Below are 17,253 nucleotides of genomic sequence, written 5' to 3'. Positions count from 1 at the left end.
ATACGACAATCAGTTTCACCTATGCCCAAGCGGGCGTAAAATAAAAGGTGGCCCACCTGCACAGAGGGCACACCGAGACCAAGGAGAAGACTTTTGAGCACCGCACCTGAAGGACGCAAGCTACTGCGTGTGGAAGCCCGCAACGCTGAGGTTCCCATTGAGAAGAAGCCTCACTGGATTAAGACCAAGGCTATTGTTGGCCCCGAATACAACGAGATGCGCGAGCTGGCTCGCGGTCAGGGTCTGCACACCGTGTGTGAAGAGGCTGGTTGCCCCAATATTTACGAATGCTGGGAAGACCGTGAGGCAACCTACCTGATTGGTGGCTCCGAGTGCACCCGTCGTTGCGACTTCTGCAATATTGCGACCGGCAAGCCCGTCGCTGTTGACTACGCTGAGCCGTTCAAGGTTGCTAAGAACGTGAAGGTCATGGGTCTGCGTTACGCAACCGTGACCGGTGTTGCTCGTGACGACCTGGAAGACGGCGGCGCGTGGCTGTACGCAGAGACCACCCGCCAGATTCACAAGATGTGCCCGAACACCGGCGTTGAGATGCTCGTCCCTGACTTCAAGGGTGTTCCCGAGCATGTTCAGAAGGTGATTGACGCTAAGCCTGAGGTATTCGCGCACAACCTGGAGACCGTCCCCCGCATCTTCCGTCAGATTCGCCCAGCGTTCCGTTACGAGCGTTCCCTGGATGTTATTACTCAGGCAAAGGAAGGCGGCATGGTCACCAAGTCCAACCTAATTCTGGGTATGGGCGAGACCGACGACGAGATTTACGAGGCGCTGTGCGATCTGCACGATGCTGGCTGTGACATCATTACCCTCACCCAGTACCTGCGCCCCGGCCCGCTCTTCCACCCGATTGAGCGTTGGGTGAAGCCACAGCAGTTCGTGGACTTCGCGAACATGGCTGAGGAGATTGGTTTTGCTGGCGTTATGGCGGGCCCGATGGTTCGTTCTTCGTACCGTGCAGGTCGCCTGTGGGCTCGTGCAATGCGTAAGAACGGCTACCCGATCCCCGAGAACCTTGCCCACATTGAGAGTGAGGGCACAGCCCTGCAGGAAGCCTCCTCCCTGGTGGCTGCAGGCTACTAAGCCTTTTCAGAATCTTTCTGAGAGCGTTGAGGCTCCTCGAACCCGATGTTCGTTCGGTGTTCAAGGAGCCTCCCTTTATACCCCGTACCTTGTGTGGGTACGGTAAACTAGAAAAATTGCAGGCTACACTGCATCGTTACGTCACTATGGTTCCGTGAGCGTTTGAGGCGCTTCTCGGAGCCGCGGAAGAACCAGCCGAGGAAGAATCGTGGCAGATAAGCGCGAAGAGAAGAAAAAGAAGAAGGAACGCACTCCGGGCACTTTCGCCCAGATGAAGCAGGTCTACCAGATGACCAAGAAATCCGACCCGAATATCGGTTGGATTCTAACTCTGTCGGCTTTGGGTACCCTTTTGGTTTTCCTCCTCATCGGTATTGCCCTGAATAACTGGATTACTTTCCTGATTCTGGGTCTGGGCGTTGCCGCTATCGTGGCGATGCTTCTGCTGGGTCGGCGCGCGCAGACTGCAGCTTTTGCTCAGATTGAGAACCAGCCCGGTCGTAGTGGTGCGGCGATGAACTCGGTGCGTCGCGGCTGGATTGTTGAGGAGCAGCCCGTTGCTGCGAACCGCAACCAGGATCTAGTGTTCCGTGCGCTGGGCCGTCCCGGTATTGTGCTGGTGACCGAGGGTCCTCACAGCCGTGTGAGTTCCCTGGTTAACACCGAGAAAAAGCACCTGAACCGTGTAGCTCCCGGCGTTCCGGTTCACGTGATTGAGACTGGTCACGAAGAAGGTCAGGTTGAGCTCAAGGACGTTGTGAAGACTATGAACAAGCTTCCGAAGGCGCTGACTCAGCAGGAGATGCAGGTTATTTCGGGTCGTCTGAGCACTCTGAACACGATGCGTAACCCGATGAATGGACTGCCTAAGGGCGTTGACCCGATGCGTGCTCGTCCTGACCGTCGTGCAATGCGCGGCCGCTAATTGAGGATTTTATGTAAGTGTGAAGGCTCTGGTTTTTCCTTTCGGGGAAACTCCGGAGCCTTTTACCATGTCCAGTGACTGTTCTCGCAATCAGGGTGTCTATCTGGTGCCTTGCACTGTGGGTTTGCCTTTGACGCAACAGCTTTCCAAGATTTGTAACATTACCGAAACACGATAGTCACGCATACGCAAAAAATAACCACTATCCTGGATATGTCACAGGGTTTTGCCCGCGACCAACACTAACATCAAAGATTGACGCGTTACTCGGGAGATACCCTCCCCTACGTTCAATCGCACAAGGAGCAGTCCTCATGTTTACCAGCCCCCAGGAAGTTCTCGACTTTATCAAGAACGAAGAAGTAGTCTTCGTTGATATCCGATTCACCGACATGCCCGGCGTGCAGCAGCATTTCAACTTGCCCGCTAAGGCAATTGATGACGATTTCTTCATCAACGGCCAGCTTTTTGATGGCTCCTCTATCCGCGGCTTCCAGGGCATTGCAGAGTCTGACATGCAGCTGATCCCCGATGTTCAGTCTGCGTACGTTGACCCCTTCCGCATTGAGAAGACCCTGGTCATCATCTGCTCCATCGTGAACCCCCGCACCGGCGAGCCCTACCACCGTGACCCCCGCGGCGTTGCTGAGCGCGCTGAGGCTTACCTGCAGTCCACCGGCATTGCAGATACCGCGTTCTTCGCATCCGAGGCTGAATTCTTTGTCTTCGAGGATGTCCGCTACCAGGTTGAGCCGAATTCTGTGTTCTACAAGATTGATTCCGACGAGGCTCCCTGGAACACCGGCCGCAAGGAAGAGGGCGGCAACCTGGGCAACAAGACCCCCGTCAAGGGCGGCTACTTCCCCGTCTCCCCTGTCGACAAGCAGGCTGACCTGCGTGACGCAATGTGCGTAGCAATGGACGAAGTTGGTCTTGAGGTTGAGCGTAGCCACCACGAGGTGGGCGCAGCCGGCCAGGCAGAAATCAACTACAAGTTCGATACCCTCACCAAGGCAGCTGACGATTTGCTGAAGTTCAAGTACGTCATCAAGGGCACCGCAGACGCATGGGGCAAGTCCGTAACCTTCATGCCTAAGCCCGTCTTCGGCGACAATGGCTCCGGTATGCACTGCCATCAGTCGCTGTGGCAGGACGGTGAGCCTCTCTTCTACGATGAGCGCGGCTACGCTAACCTCTCTGACACTGCACGCTGGTACATTGGCGGTCTGATTGAGCACTCCTCCGCTGTGCTGGCATTCACTAACCCGACCGTGAACTCGTACAAGCGTCTGGTTCCCGGCTACGAGGCTCCCATCAACATGGTGTACTCGCAGGGTAACCGTTCTGCCGGGATCCGCATCCCGATTACCGGTACCAACCCGAAGGCTAAGCGTCTGGAGTTCCGTGCACCGGACCCCTCCGCTAACCCCTACTTCGCGTTCGCTGCTCAGCTGATGGCTGGTCTGGACGGTATCCGTAACCGCATTGAGCCGCCGGCACCGATCGATAAGGACCTGTACGAGCTGCCCGCTGAAGAGGCTAAGGACATCAAGAAGGCTCCGGCTAACCTGGAGGAGGCACTGGCTGCTCTGGAGGCTGACCACGACTTCCTGCTCGAGGGCGGTGTCTTCACCGAGGACCTGATTCAGGCGTGGATTGACTACAAGCGTAAGAACGAGCTGGAGCCGCTCTCGCTGATTCCGCACCCGCTTGAGTACCAGCTGTACTACGGCGTCTAATTCCAGGCTTCTAGATTTGAGCTCTGAGCCCGGCCCCGCATAGGGCTACGTTCCGAATAGTATGCAATGGCCTATATGTTCCCTTGGGGGAGCATATAGGCCATTGTTGTGTGTTCTGATGGGTATCTGCAGGGATTCTGTGGAGTGCAGGCTCACCGAACCATTTTGGTGACGGTTCGTGTCTAATATTTATCTTCCTCGATGAGCTTCGTGTGTCTTAGTTGCGCTTGGAGTCGCTCTAAGGGCTAAGCTGTTGATGCTGGCGGTCCCTCCCTTTTTTGTTCTGCAACCGGAGGAAACATCAGTCTTTTTATGCCGTCAGCTCCCACCTAATAAATATTGGCAGAGGTGGGCAGGACAGAGGTCGGTATCGAGCATGTGGAGATGCTGTTGAAGCTCTAAAATCTCATAGCGGACGCAAAGAGCATGAGAGCATACTATAAGATACTATCTTTGCAGGTCCCGGAATTTTTCGCAGACAGGCGTACAATGAAAGTGCAAGCGTCCGGCCGGTGGCACCTCCGAATTCCGCGAGAAGCGACATCACATGGCCGTGTTCTCTCGACTAGGTATCCGGGTTTTTCATACACCGAAGCTAGTATCGCCGATGACCGACCGACCCGTCTGACGCTACTTCCAATGTCAACAAGGAGAATTCTCATGGCTTACCAGCCGACCATCCTAAACGGTGAAACTGTCTTCCGTAACGAAGTTTTTCAGACCGGTCTTATGTCCCAGCTGCTGGACGGTATTTACGACGGTGAGATGACCATCGGTGAACTCCTGAGCCACGGCAGCTTCGGTGTAGGTACCTTCAACGGTCTCGACGGCGAAATGGTCGTCCTCGACGGAGTCTGCTACCAGGTGCGTCACGATGGTTCCGTATCTATGCCGGATCTGACTCAGCAGACCCCCTACGCCGTGGTCACTAATTTTGTGCCCATGATTAAGCGTGAGCTACCGCAGAACCTGCTCCGTAAGTCTGCCTCGCAGATTCTGGATGACTTCACCGTCTCCAAGAACTACATGTACGCCATCAAGATTTACGGCGAGTTCGAATGGGTCCGCACCCGCACCGTGAAGAAGCAGGAAAAGCCCTACCCGAAGATGGTAGACGCAACCGAAAATGAAGACATCGTCCAGTTTGACAACGTGACCGGTACGATTGTTGGTTTCCGTACACCCATCTACGAGCAGGGTATTTCGGTGCCGGGCTGCCACGCTCACTTCATCGACGACGAGCGCACCCGCGGCGGCCACGTGGTCGACTTCAAGCTGCGCTCCGCAAAGGTCGAGATTTGCCCCGGTACCGGTCTGCAGCTGCACCTGCCGCTGACCTCTGAGTTCTCCTCCGCTAATCTCTCCCCTGAGGATTTGGCAGAGCAGATTTCTAAGGCTGAAAAGCACTAAGCCCCCCCCCGGGATATAGCAACGAAGGGGCTGCCCTCTACAGATCTGTAGAGGGCAGCCCCTTCGTGTTTATACGCACTGTAAACGGCGCTTACGCCTCGGGCACGAACTCACCGTAACCGCGCTCGCGCAGGGCGGCACGCACCTTCTCGGCGGCCGCATCCAGCTCTTCAGTGGTTGCGTCCTTCTTTGCATTAGCCGGATCGTAATCAGCCATGCCGTCAGCCGGGAACAGGTGGATGTGGGTATGCGGCACGTCGAAGCCCGCAATCATCAGAGCCACACGGTCCTTATCAAACGCCTGATCCAGGGCACCAGAAATCTTGTGCGCTACAGCAAACAGGTGCGCTGCCAGTTCAGCCGGCAGATCGGGCCAACAGTCAATCTCAGCGCGGGGAACGAGCAGTAGGTGACCTTCCGACAGAGGCATGATATCCATGAACGCCACGCACTGGTCATCCTTCCAGACGAAACGACCCGGGATTTCGCCATCAATAATCTTAGTAAAAATCGTGCTCACGATACTCTCCTTCATGCGCCGTCATCAGCGCGTTTGAATCTCAAAATTCAGACTCTATGCCTGAACCTCAATACTCTCATCGGGGTTTAGATGCTTCAGCTCAGTACCGTACTTCGCACCGAAATTCGTCACCAGGCCCTCAATAATGCCGGTACCGTTCTGGTTAATCATGCCGTTGTGAATCGGAACCACACGCTGCGCGCCGGTCGCAATCACAAAATCGATGACTTCCTGAACCTTCGACCAGGGGGCATGAATCGGCACCAGGACGGTATTTGCACGCACCCGGTGAGGAACCACCAGTGAATCACCCGGGTGGTACACGGCACCGTTAATCAGGTAACCAACATTGGCGATCATCTGAATCAGCGGGTGAATCAGGGCGTGCTGACCGCCGTAGGTCTTCACCTCAAAACCGGGGATGCTGAACTCAGAATCAGAGGAAACAACGGTAACCTCGGCAGCAGGCACAGCCTCCTTAATAACCTGGGCGACAGCCTCGGGAGCCCAAATCTTCAACGGGTTCTGCGACTCGGCGCGCTGAGCAATCAGCGGCAGCACCGACGGTTCATCAAAATGGTCCGGATGCGCGTGTGTCACGAACAGGTAATCCGCGCCTTCCAGCACGGTGACATGTTCGCCTTCAGCAGCAAAGTTACCGGGGTCAAGAACGAGGGTGTGCCCCTCATTCTCAAGGCGGATACATGAGTGGGTGTACTTCGTCATTTTCATAGTTTTAGTCTACCGTTAACCCTCATTCATGCCTGTTGGTGACTTCACCTTTTGGAATAAAGCGCAAATCACTCACCTTTTGAACGCCTCTAGTGTAAAGTCGTAAGACAAGATCGACCACACAATGGGGCGGAGGTCCGCCCCGAAAGGTTCAGCAATGGACACTCATATTCCCGTACGGAGAATTACGAAGCCCGCCGAAGCCCGAAATACCCGCCAGCGTCGCATCATCAAAGCGACCATGGAAGAGCTCGGTGATTTCATCTCAGCACAGGATCTGCACCTGATCCTCGCGAACCGCAAGGAACAGGTCTCTCTCGCAACCACCTACCGTGTACTGCAGTCGCTAGCTAACGCCGGCGAGATCGACTCGGTCAAGGGCATTGAAGGTGAGACCCTGTACCGCCACTGCCAGGTGAAAGATCACCATCACCACCTGCTCTGCCGCCGATGCGGCACCGCCATTGAGCTGGAAGCACCCGCTCTCGAGGACTGGGCGCTGGCGATGGGCAAACAATACGGCTTCTCGGAGCTAGAGCATGTGGTAGAAGTGACCGGCTACTGCCCGGACTGCACTTTAGCACGTCGCCAGGAAGAATCGCAGGGCGGCGCTACACGCTAATGTTGCAGGCTAAGCCGCAACCTCTAAGCCCCTCATTCTGAGGAGCTATCCCCATCCAGGGAAAACCTTATCAACGAAGGAAACGGCACCTTCAAAGATCTTTGACGCCGCGACAGCACGACACACAGGGCATCTGTACAAGACAACACCACACATACTAAGCCCCCGCCGCACCGGGACCCCCCCCCCTTTTCACAGCGGCACCCATGCACGACAATGAAAGAGCCCCACCTCATTCCTGAGGGGGGCTCTTTCTTATAGGTTCTATGCCTTCTCAGTCAGCTGACGGCCCGACGCGCTATGGCGACGCTTCACGCCACCAATCACACGGCACACCACATAAATTAGGAAGGAAATACTGGTCACGTAGGGGCTAATGGGCAGGGAACCGGCAAGAGCCAGCAGAATACCACCCACAATGGACGCCTCCGCAAACAGCACCGACAGGATCAGGGTGCGTACCGGAGAGGCAGTCACCTGCATCGCCGCAGCCGCCGGAGTAATCAGTAGCGCCAGCACCAGCAGCGAACCGACTACCTGCACCGACAGCGCCACAGCAATACCCAGAATCACCATGAACACCAGGGACAAAAAGCGCATCGGCACGCCCTTAGCGCGCGCGACCTCCGGGTCCAGGGAGGCGAAGCTCAGCGGACGCCACACCATCACCAGCAGGGAAATAATAACCACCGCACCAATAATCATGGTGTGCAGCTGGTCAGCATCCACAGACACAATCTGACCGGTCAGCAGACCAAACTTATTGGCGCTACGACCCTGGTACAGGGAGAGGAAGAGAATACCCAAGCCCAAGCCGAACGGCATGAGTGCACCAATCACCGAGTTCGAGTTACTCGCCTTAGAGCCCAAAAAGGCAATCAGCAGAGCCGAGGCAATCGAACCAACCATGGAGCCGGTCACCACGTCATAGCCGAGCAACAGGGCAAGGGCGGCACCAGCGAAAGACATTTCAGAGATGCCGTGCACCGCAAAGGCGTGGTCGCGCATCATCACGAAAATACCGACGAAACCGCCGATAAGGCCCAGAACAGCGCCAGCAAAAATAGAGTTCTGCAGCATCTGCAGCAGCTCACCGTAGCGGTCAAAGACGAAGATACGGGAGAGCAAATCATTCTGCGCGACGGCAACCGGAGCCAGAGCAGGGAGGAAAGCAAGAATGGTCATCGAGTGGTTCCTCCCGGAAGGTGTAGGGTGCGCTGCGGTTCAGAAAGACCAGACTTCAGGTGAGAGCCATGAATGTTCTGGTCGGTGCCCACAAGATGGCAGTGGTCGCTGGCGTGAGTCTCACCCACCACCACATAGCGGCCGTTGGATTTGAGCACGCTCACCGGAGTTCCGTACAGGGAAGTGAGGGTCTCGCTGGTCATAACCTCTTCCACCGAGCCGACCGTGAAACGGCCATTCGCCAAGTAGAGGACACGATCCACATGTTCAATGATGGGGTTAATCTCGTGGGTCACGAACACTACCGCCACGCCGCGTTCACGATTGAAACGGTGAATCAGCTCAGCCACCGCGTACTGGTGGTTGAGGTCCAGGGAGAGGAGTGCCTCGTCAGCCAGCAGAATTTTCGGGTCGTTCGCGAGCGCCTGAGCAATACGCAGGCGCTGCTGCTCACCGCCGGAGAGAAGGCCCACCGGCACGTTCGCGTATTCGGTCGCGCCGACGGCTTCGAGGAGCTCGTCCACCTTGGCGCGGTATTTTCGGCCGTGCAGGCGGATGCCCCAGCGGGGCCCGTCCACGCCAAGTCCCACCAGGTCGCGGGCGCGCATCGGGGTGGAGGTAGGGATGGACTTCTGTTGCGGTACGTAGCCGACTCCGGCGTTGCCCAGGCGTGCGGGCTTGCCGAGCACAGAGATTTCGCCGGCGTTGAGTCCGGTCAGACCGAGAACGACTTTGAGGAAGGTGGACTTACCGGAGCCGTTGGGTCCGAGCACGGCGAAGTATTCGCCTGCACCGATGTCGAGGGTTAGATCTTTCCAGAGGGTGCGGGCCCCGAAAGCGAGGCTACCCCCGCGAATAGAAATCGCGGGGGTGGCACCGTTATTATTGCCAGTCACTTAGGAGAGCGCCTTTTCGAGGTTGCTGACGTTGGTCTTCATCCATGCCAGGTAGTTGGTGTTCTCCGGCAGGGTTTCGGTGAAGGATACGTAGTTCACCGAGGCGTCCTTAGCTGCCTGTAGCACCTCATTGGTCTGGGAGGTAGAGGTCTGCTCGTTGTATGCGAGTAGATGGACCTTCTTCTCGGTGACCATGTCCTTGGTTTCCTTCAGGACGAGGGCGGGAACGTCGTTGCCGGCTTCGGCCGCCTCAACGAATTCGCTGGGGGTTGCGTTCTCTGCGCCGGTGGAGGAAATCAGATAGTCCGGTACGGGCTCGGTGGACAGGTACTTCTTACCCTCGCCGGCGATTGCCTTAGCTGCTGCATCCAGTGCGTCCAGTTCCTTGGCGAAAGTGGATGCGTTGGTGCGGAACACCTCAGCATGTGCGGAGTCGAGGCCTGCAAGCTCTTCAGCGATCTGCTGGGCGATCTTCTTCATGGTTTCGAAGTCGTACCAGAGGTGCTCGTTGAATTCGTGTGCGTGGGCGTGGTCGTCGCCGTCTTCATGATGTTCACCGCCGCGGTGGTCCTCGACCAGGTGGGTGTATTCGGCGTCGGTGAGCTTACCGCTGATCTTGACCGCGTTCACAATCTTCTGGGAGGTGTTATCCTTGCCCGCGAGGTCTTCAAGGAACAGGTCGTAGCCTGCGCCGTTGATGACGATTAGGGATGCATCCTTTGCCTTAAGGCGGTCGGTGCTGGTGGCTTCATAGGAGTGGGGGTCGGTGCTGGTGGAGGCAATCAGCGCGGTCACCTCAATGTATTCGCCGCCAATCTGCTTAGCGATATCTGCGTAGACGTCGGTGGAGGCGACAACCTTGACCTTGCCTTTGGAACCAGCCGAGGAGGATGAACTGGAGGAGGTGTTGTTCTCGGTTGCGCAGCCTGCCAGCAGCAGGGAGGATGCGGCGAGTGAGCCCATTGCGGTGAGGAAGTGCTTACGGGTAATCTTCGGGTACGACATATGGGCTCTCTTTCGCTTCGTTCTGTTCTGTAGGTTTCTTAACTACATCATGAGCACACCCGTATAAACAACTCTTTATTGGTCTCATTATTGGTCTCATTGGGGTGATGTTGGGCGGCTCATTTCTCTGTCAGGAGCTTATGGAGCAGGGATATATAGCCAGGCCCATTCCGCTCCCCAATGCCGCTTCATACCGCCCCCCCTGAGACTACCTCTTACGTGCCACCATCAACCGTTTTTGGCAGTAAAACAGCCCGCCCCGCGCTCTTCTTCACGAGAGTGCCGGGCGGGCTGTGTGTTCAAGATTCCCCTGTTTTACTCAGGGGTATCTCACGATGCGGTTATTGGGCTTTACGCGACTGCTGTCGGCGCACACGTTCACGCACCGCGTCCTGGGTGGTGTCGTTGATTTCGCCGACGAGCTCCTCCAGCACATCTTCGAGGAAGACCACGCCGAGGGTTACGCCATGCTCATCCATAACCTGCGCGATATGGGTTCGGCTACGCTGCATGGAGGCGAGCGCGTCATCAATATCGGTGGTCGGGGTGAGCGTGTCCAGGGAACGCAGCTTGTACCAGGGGAAGGGCTCGTCGAACCGTTCGGAGGCGATGGCGAGGGCGTCCTTCACGTGCAGGTAGCCCATATAGGTTCCGTCGCTGTCGACAATGACGAAGCGGGAGTAGCCGCTGCGTGCCACGGCACGTTCCAGCTCGGCTGGGGTACTGCCGAAGGGCAGGGTGACGAGTTTATCGCCGGGCACCATGATTTCGTAGACGTCCTTCTCGGTGAATTCGAGAGCGCTTTCAATCACGCCTGCGTCGTCTTCCACTGTGCCTTCCGCGGTTGAGGTTGCCACGATGGTCTGCAGCTCACCCAGGGTGAAGGTGGAGGCGACTTCGTCCTTCACTTCGACCTTCATGAGCGCCAACAGCTTATTGGACAGATTGTTCAGCAGGGCAACCACGGGGGCGAAAATTTTGGAGACGGTCACCAGAGTCGGCACGATCCAGAGAGCCACACCGCGGGCGGCGAGGGTCACGGCGGCATTCTTGGGAACCATCTCGCCGAAAATCACGTGCAGGTAAGTGACCAGGATCAGGGTGATACCGAAGGCGAGCACATCCACGATTGTGTGGGGCAAGCCGACCAGGTGTAGGGGCACCTCCAGCATGTGGTGCAGCGCCGGTTCTGAAACGTTCAGGATCAGCAGGGAGCAGATGGTGATGCCCAGCTGGCAGGTGGCGAGCATGAGCGAGACATTTTCTAGCGCGTAGATGACGGTCTGCGCTCGTTTATTGCCTTCTTCGGCGAGCGGTTCGATTTGTGCTCGTCGGGTGGACATAATGGCGAATTCACCGGCGACGAAGAAGGCGTTTCCGGCGAGCAGGATGATGAGCAGTACTATGGCTACCCAGTCGTTCATGCGTTGCCTCCCTTTTCGGTCTGTTCCTGCGCACTAGGTGCGGGGGTGAATCGGATGCGGTCCACGCGGCGGCCTTCGAGGGTGTCCACGCGCAGGGTGCCGCCGGGCACGGGGACGCTGTCGCCTACTTCGGGGATGCGACCGAGCCGTTCCATCATAAAGCCGCCGACGGTTTCATATTCGGGGCTTTCCTCAACCTCGAGCCCGGGGATAAGGGTGTTGATTTCGTCGGGGCGGCGCAGACCGGAGAACACCCAGTCGCCGTTGCCGTAGCGTAGGGGGCGTTCGGTGCGGCCGCGGTCGTGTTCGTCGGAGACTTCGCCGACGATTTCTTCGACGAGGTCTTCAAGGGTTGCGATGCCCGCGGTTCCGCCGTATTCGTCGAGGACCACGGCAAGCTGCAGGGCGCCCTGGCGCAGCCGGGTGAGCAGCGCGTCCAGGTGCAGGGTTTCGGGCACCTGCAGCACGTCTTCTGCGAGGGCGCCGGCTTCAAGGGTTTCGCGGACCTCCGGGGGCACACCGACTGCCTTCTTCACGTGCACGACGCCCACAATGTTGTCGTGGTCGCCCTTGTAAAGGGGGAATCGGGAGTGGCCGGTGGAGCGTGCCAGCTTGATGACTTCGGTAACGGGGGCGGTGTCTTCGAGCATGGCGACCTGCCCGCGCGAGGTCATCACTTCGGAGGCGGTCAGCTCGGAGAAGCGCAGGGTGCGGTCCACAAAACGTGCCGTGTCGGAGTCAAGGGTGCCTTCTTCCGCGGAGCGGCGCACCATGGAGGAGAGCTCTTCTGGGGTGCGTGCCGCGGAGAGTTCTTCTTTGGCTTCCATGCCGAAGCGTCCGAGGATCCAGTTGGCGGAGCCGTTCATGAGGCGCACGAGTGGGGACATGACCCGGGTGAATGCCAGCTGTGCGGGGGCAACTCGGCGTGCCACGGTGTAGGGGGCAGCAATGGCGAGGCCTTTGGGCAACAGCTCGCCAATAATCATGGACAGCAGGGTTGCGACGAGCATTGCCAGCAGCAGGGTGAGCATATCGGTCACGCTGCTGGGCAACCCCATGCTGTTGATTACACCGGTGGTGAGCGCCTTGATGGCGGAATCGAGAGTGTAGCCGGTCAGCAGCGTGGTGATGGTGATGCCAATCTGGCAGCTGGACAGCTGAGTGGAGAGGGTTTTGAGGCAACGCAGGACAGCGTCTGCGGCTTTATCGCCGGAGTCTTTTGCCTGCTGCACGGTCGCAGTTTCGAGTGCCACGAGGGAGAACTCTACGGCTACAAAGAAGCCGGTACCCAGGATGAGGAGTAGACCGATGAGTAGGAGTATCAGATCCACGCAGTCACCGCCTCCGCGGGGTGATTTGCGCTGTGCTGGTTCTGGCGTAGAGATTCAACAGGCATCTTGTCCAGATGCTGAGCGCCCGAGGAGGGGCTATTTTCGGGTGCGCTGATGCCATAGGGCACAGCGTGTGCTGGCAGTATTCTGCATTGACTAGTAGTCAGAGTCTTACTCAAAGGGTCATCCATACCCCATATTTTAGCGAAGGTTTCGTCTCTTCCAGACGCCTTAGAGCGCCTGCTCACAAGTGCAAGACTGAGATTGTTATGCATGCGGCTCATAGCAAATCAGCAAGAGTAAAAAATTGTATTGCGGATATAGCGCGATGAGCTGGAAAGTTCACCGTGCTTCTCTTTACACTTATACATAGGAGCATGAGTGTGCCGCCATGCAAGCGGATGAACCCCGACGTTCACGGCACGCTAGGCAGGTTGGTACGGTGCACACCCGCACACACAACAGCCACCAAAGGCGATGCGCACATGCTCAGCGTGATGATTCGCCCCTCGAAGACGCGGGTCGTCTATGCCGGGCGAGCCCCGGACGCGACGGATAAATTCACACTAATTGGAAGAGGCGTTATAACGTGCCAAATCTGCCAGAACATCTGGTTCCTGAGGAATTTGCCGGTAACGAATGGTTCGTTGAAGAACAGTACGAGCGTTACCAGAAGGACAAGAACCTCGTGGACCATTCATGGTGGCCCATTTTTGAGACCATCGATAAGGCGCTGGGAGGCGCCGGTACCACTAGTGCAGCTCCTGCTGCGGCACCCGCTGTACCTGCTGCACCTGTAACACCTCCAGCTCCCGCGGCACCGAAGCCTGCGGCTGCGCCTGCTACCCCCACCCCTCCCGCTGCTACCAAGAAGGCTGAACCTGTGGAACCTGTTGAAGACAAGATTGTCCCCCTCCGCGGCCCTGCTAAGGCAGTCGTCACGACCATGGAAGAGTCGCTGACTGTCCCCACCGCAACCACCGTTCGTGCGGTCCCCGCAAAGTTGCTCATTGAGAACCGCACTGCCATCAACAAGTACCTGGCAAGTACCCGTGGCGGCAAGGTCTCCTTCACTCACATCATCGGTTACGCAGTAATTCGCGCGGTAGCAGCGATGCCTTCGATGAACGTGACCTACGGTGTGGATGAGAAGGGCAAGCCCGTTGCAATCCACAACGCACACGTGAACTTTGGTCTGGCTATTGACCTGCCCCGCCCCGATGGTTCCCGCAACCTGGTTGTTCCGAACCTGAAGGGTGCTGAACAGCTGAGCTTCCGCGAGTTCTGGGATGCGTACAACGACATCGTTAAGCGTGGCCGTAATGGCGCGCTGACCATTGAGGACTTCCGCGGCACCACTGTTTCGCTGACCAACCCCGGTGGTATTGGTACCGTCCACTCGGTGCCCCGCCTCTCCAAGGGCCAGGCGGCCATCATTGGTGTGGGTGCTTTGGAGTACCCGGCTGAGTTCCGCGGCCTGTCCGAGAAGCTCATCACTCAGCAGGGCCTATCCAAGATCATCACCCTGACCAGCACCTACGACCACCGCGTCATTCAGGGTGCAGGTTCCGGTGAGTTCCTGAAGCTGGTTGAGCACTACCTACTCGGCGGCGACGACTTCTACGATGCAATCTTCCGCGACCTGAAGGTTCCTTTCGAGCCGGTTCGTTGGGCCCGCGACAACCACGTCGATGACGCTCAGGAAATTTCCAAGGTTGCACGTATTCAGCAGCTGATTCACGCTTACCGTGTGCACGGCCACCTGACCGCAGCAACCAACCCCGTTGGTTACAAGATGCGTTCGCACCCGGACCTGAAGCTGGAGAACTACGGTCTGACCCTGTGGGATCTGGACCGCGTCTACCCGACCGGTGGCTTTGGCGGTTCTGAGCGTCTGCCGCTGCGCACCATCCTGGAGCGCCTGCACGAGGCATACTCCGGTTCTCTGTCCGTTGAGTACATGTACTCTGAGGACCCCGAGGTTCGTGCATGGTTCCAGGAACGTCTGGAGCGCGGTGCCGCTAAGCCCACCCGTGAGGAGCAGTTGCGTGTTCTTTCCAAGCTGGTTGAGGCTGAGGCGTTTGAAAACTTCCTGCAGACCAAGTACCTGGGCCAGAAGCGTTTCTCCCTGGAGGGCGGCGAGTCCCTGATTCCGCTGCTGGACGCTGTTCTGGACAAGGCCGCTAACAACGACCTAAAGGGCGTTGCGATTGGTATGGCACACCGCGGTCGCCTGAACGTGCTGACCAACATTGCCGGTAAGTCCTACGCTCAGATTTTCCGTGAGTTCTCCGGCACCGCAGCACCTTACGAGGGCGGCTCCGGTGACGTGAAGTACCACCTCGGTACCGAGGGTGTCTTCACCTCCGATTCCGGTAAGCAGACCCAGGTGTACGTGGCTGCTAACCCCTCGCACCTTGAGGCTGCAAATACCGTACTCGAAGGCATCGTCCGCGCTAAGCAGGACGTCTACCGCGAGCAGGGCATTGAAGGCCACCCGGTCCTGCCGATCCTGATTCACGGTGACGCAGCGTTCGCGGGCCAGGGCATCGTCATGGAGACCCTGCAGATGGCTGGTCTGAAGGCCTACACCACAGGCGGCACCCTGCACGTTGTGGTGAACAACCAGATTGGCTTCACTACCCTGCCGAACGATGGCCGCACCGCAACCCACGCCTCCGACATTGCGCGTATGACCAAGGCTCCGGTCTTCCACGTCAACGCTGATGATCCAGATGCTGTAGTTCGCGCCGCACGCCTGGCATTCGAGTACCGTGAGCGCTTCGGTTGCGACGTTGTCATTGACCTGATTTGCTACCGCCGCCGCGGTCACAACGAGGCTGACGATCCGTCGATGACCCAGCCGAAGATGTACCAGGATATTGACGTCCTGCCCTCGACCCGCACCCTGTACGCACAGGATTTGGTCGGTCGTGGCGATGTCTCTCAGGAAGAGGCAGACGAAGTTCTGAACTCCTACCACTCGAAGCTGGACGCTATCTTCGTCGAGACTCAGTCTTCGGCACCGGCTCCTGCTGGCGCACATGTTTCCGGTCTGGAACTGCCCGCATCCCAGCAGAATACCGAGGTCGTTCACTCCGGTAAGACTGCAATCTCCCGCGACACTCTGCAGCACATCGCTGACGCGTTCGGTAAGGCTCCCGAGGGCTTCACCATCCACAAGAAGCTAAAGAAGCTCATGGACCAGCGCGTTGAGATGGGCCGTAGCGGCAACGTGAACTGGGGTATGGGCGAACTGCTCGCCTTCGGTTCGCTGCTGATGGAGGGCACCGACGTTCGTATGAGCGGTCAGGATGTTCAGCGCGGTACCTTCGTTCAGCGTCACGCTGTTCTGCACGACCACATCACTGATGAGGAATGGTCGCCGCTGGAGCACCTCTCTGAGGATCAGGGCAAGTTCCGTATCTACAACTCTTTCCTCTCTGAGTACGGCGTTCTCGGCTTCGAGTACGGCTACTCGGTAGAGCGCCCCGACTCGCTCGTGGTGTGGGAGGCTCAGTTCGGTGACTTCGCAAACGGTGCTCAGACCATCATTGACGAGTTCGTGTCCTCCTCCGAGCAGAAGTGGGGTCAGCGTTCCTCGCTGGTTATGCTGCTTCCTCACGGCTACGAGGGTCAGGGTCCTGACCACTCCTCGGCTCGTGTTGAGCGTTACCTGCAGCTGTGCGCTGAAAACAACATGACTGTGGCTTGCCCGTCGACCCCGGCTTCGCACTTCCACCTGCTGCGTCGTCATGCTCAGCACCGTCCGTACAAGCCGCTGGTGGTGATCAGCCCCAAGCAGCTGTTGCGTCTGAAGGCTGCTGCATCCTCGATTGAGGACTTCACTGAGGGTTCGTTCCAGCCGGTGATTGGTGACCGTTCGGGCATCAACCCGGCTCAGGTTGAGCGTCTGGTCTTTGTTTCCGGTCGTCTCTACTACGATCTGGAGGCAGAGCGCGAGCGCCGCGGCGACACCAAGACCGCTATTGTCTCGGTGGAGCAGCTGTACCCGCTGCCTGAGCAGGAGATCAAGGAGCAGCTGGCTCTGTACTCGAACGCTACCGACATTGTGTGGGCTCAGGACGAGCCCGCTAACCAGGGTCAGTGGCCGTTCATGGCAGTGAACCTGTTGCCGTTGCTGGACCGCCGCGTGCGTCTTGCTTCCCGTGCTGCTGCGGCTTCCCCGGCTGCTGGTACCGGTAAGCTGCACACTGCTGAGGCTGAGGCCCTGTTCAACCAGGTCTTCGAAGGCTAAGGTCTTCTGCGGCTAAGCAGCTAAGGTTTTAGCTCTTCAAAACCCGTCTTCCCATCAGATGTTTCTGGTGCGAAGACGGGTTTTTTAGTCTCAGATACTTACCGG

Annotated in this window: 13 protein-coding genes; 6 read left to right on the top strand and 7 right to left on the bottom strand. The window is 57.7% G+C overall.

The genetic code is table 11. The features are described from left to right. The first annotated feature begins 93 nt into the window (after positions 1 to 93). The 4 genes from lipA to budA all read left to right on the top strand — a co-directional run bounded on the left by lipA (position 94) and on the right by budA (position 5,175). The gene (lipA, locus tag ACUXHH_RS03210; protein WP_458390810.1) at positions 94 to 1,101 is read left to right on the top strand and encodes a lipoyl synthase; all 1,008 of its coding nucleotides are present in this window, start codon (positions 94 to 96) and stop codon (positions 1,099 to 1,101) included. 208 nt (positions 1,102 to 1,309) lie between these two features. Further along, positions 1,310 to 2,026: a DUF4191 domain-containing protein gene (locus ACUXHH_RS03205; RefSeq protein WP_279740327.1), complete on the top strand. Its 717-nt coding sequence runs from the start codon at positions 1,310 to 1,312 to the stop codon at positions 2,024 to 2,026. 314 nt (positions 2,027 to 2,340) lie between these two features. Continuing rightward, positions 2,341 to 3,765: a type I glutamate--ammonia ligase gene (gene glnA / locus ACUXHH_RS03200; RefSeq protein ID WP_279740329.1), complete on the top strand. Its 1,425-nt coding sequence runs from the start codon at positions 2,341 to 2,343 to the stop codon at positions 3,763 to 3,765. Positions 3,766 to 4,425: 660 nt separating this feature from the next. Further along, positions 4,426 to 5,175, top strand: a complete 750-nt coding sequence (budA, locus tag ACUXHH_RS03195; protein WP_279754213.1) for an acetolactate decarboxylase — start codon at positions 4,426 to 4,428, stop codon at positions 5,173 to 5,175. A gap of 91 nt (positions 5,176 to 5,266) precedes the next feature. Here budA and ACUXHH_RS03190 read toward each other — a convergent pair whose 3' ends face one another. Next, the gene (locus tag ACUXHH_RS03190; protein WP_458390809.1) at positions 5,267 to 5,695 is read right to left on the bottom strand and encodes an HIT family protein; all 429 of its coding nucleotides are present in this window, start codon (positions 5,693 to 5,695) and stop codon (positions 5,267 to 5,269) included. Positions 5,696 to 5,749: 54 nt separating this feature from the next. Further along, positions 5,750 to 6,427 carry an MBL fold metallo-hydrolase gene (locus tag ACUXHH_RS03185; protein WP_458390808.1) on the bottom strand — a complete coding sequence of 226 codons (678 nt, stop codon included), beginning with the start codon at positions 6,425 to 6,427 and terminating at the stop codon, positions 5,750 to 5,752. Between the two features lie 157 nt (positions 6,428 to 6,584). On the opposite strand from ACUXHH_RS03185, the gene ACUXHH_RS03180 reads away from it, so the two are divergent. Then, complete coding sequence (locus tag ACUXHH_RS03180; RefSeq protein WP_458390807.1) at positions 6,585 to 7,049, top strand: Fur family transcriptional regulator; 465 nt, start codon at positions 6,585 to 6,587, stop codon at positions 7,047 to 7,049. 264 nt (positions 7,050 to 7,313) lie between these two features. Here ACUXHH_RS03180 and ACUXHH_RS03175 read toward each other — a convergent pair whose 3' ends face one another. From ACUXHH_RS03175 to ACUXHH_RS03155, 5 genes are all read right to left on the bottom strand, one after another. Then, positions 7,314 to 8,234: a metal ABC transporter permease gene (locus ACUXHH_RS03175; protein WP_279740337.1), complete on the bottom strand. Its 921-nt coding sequence runs from the start codon at positions 8,232 to 8,234 to the stop codon at positions 7,314 to 7,316. After that, on the bottom strand, positions 8,231 to 9,130 hold the full coding sequence (locus tag ACUXHH_RS03170; protein ID WP_458390806.1) for a metal ABC transporter ATP-binding protein: 900 nt from the start codon (positions 9,128 to 9,130) through the stop codon (positions 8,231 to 8,233). The genes ACUXHH_RS03175 and ACUXHH_RS03170 overlap by 4 nt, the downstream gene beginning before the upstream one ends. Beyond that, positions 9,131 to 10,135 carry a metal ABC transporter solute-binding protein, Zn/Mn family gene (locus tag ACUXHH_RS03165; RefSeq protein ID WP_458390805.1) on the bottom strand — a complete coding sequence of 335 codons (1,005 nt, stop codon included), beginning with the start codon at positions 10,133 to 10,135 and terminating at the stop codon, positions 9,131 to 9,133. 341 nt (positions 10,136 to 10,476) lie between these two features. Continuing rightward, the gene (locus ACUXHH_RS03160; RefSeq protein ID WP_458390804.1) at positions 10,477 to 11,559 is read right to left on the bottom strand and encodes a hemolysin family protein; all 1,083 of its coding nucleotides are present in this window, start codon (positions 11,557 to 11,559) and stop codon (positions 10,477 to 10,479) included. Continuing rightward, a complete protein-coding gene (locus tag ACUXHH_RS03155) occupies positions 11,556 to 12,890 on the bottom strand; it encodes a hemolysin family protein (protein ID WP_279740344.1) in 1,335 nt (444 codons plus the stop codon). The genes ACUXHH_RS03160 and ACUXHH_RS03155 overlap by 4 nt, the downstream gene beginning before the upstream one ends. Positions 12,891 to 13,479: 589 nt before the next feature. Here ACUXHH_RS03155 and ACUXHH_RS03150 point away from each other — a divergent pair. Next, positions 13,480 to 17,148, top strand: a complete 3,669-nt coding sequence (locus ACUXHH_RS03150; RefSeq protein WP_279740346.1) for a multifunctional oxoglutarate decarboxylase/oxoglutarate dehydrogenase thiamine pyrophosphate-binding subunit/dihydrolipoyllysine-residue succinyltransferase subunit — start codon at positions 13,480 to 13,482, stop codon at positions 17,146 to 17,148. Positions 17,149 to 17,253 lie beyond the last annotated feature (105 nt).

Source organism: Rothia sp. 110740021-2 (assembly GCF_054263775.1).
Note: the sequence above shows the minus strand (reverse complement) of the source record. Positions and strands in the feature narration are given on the sequence as shown.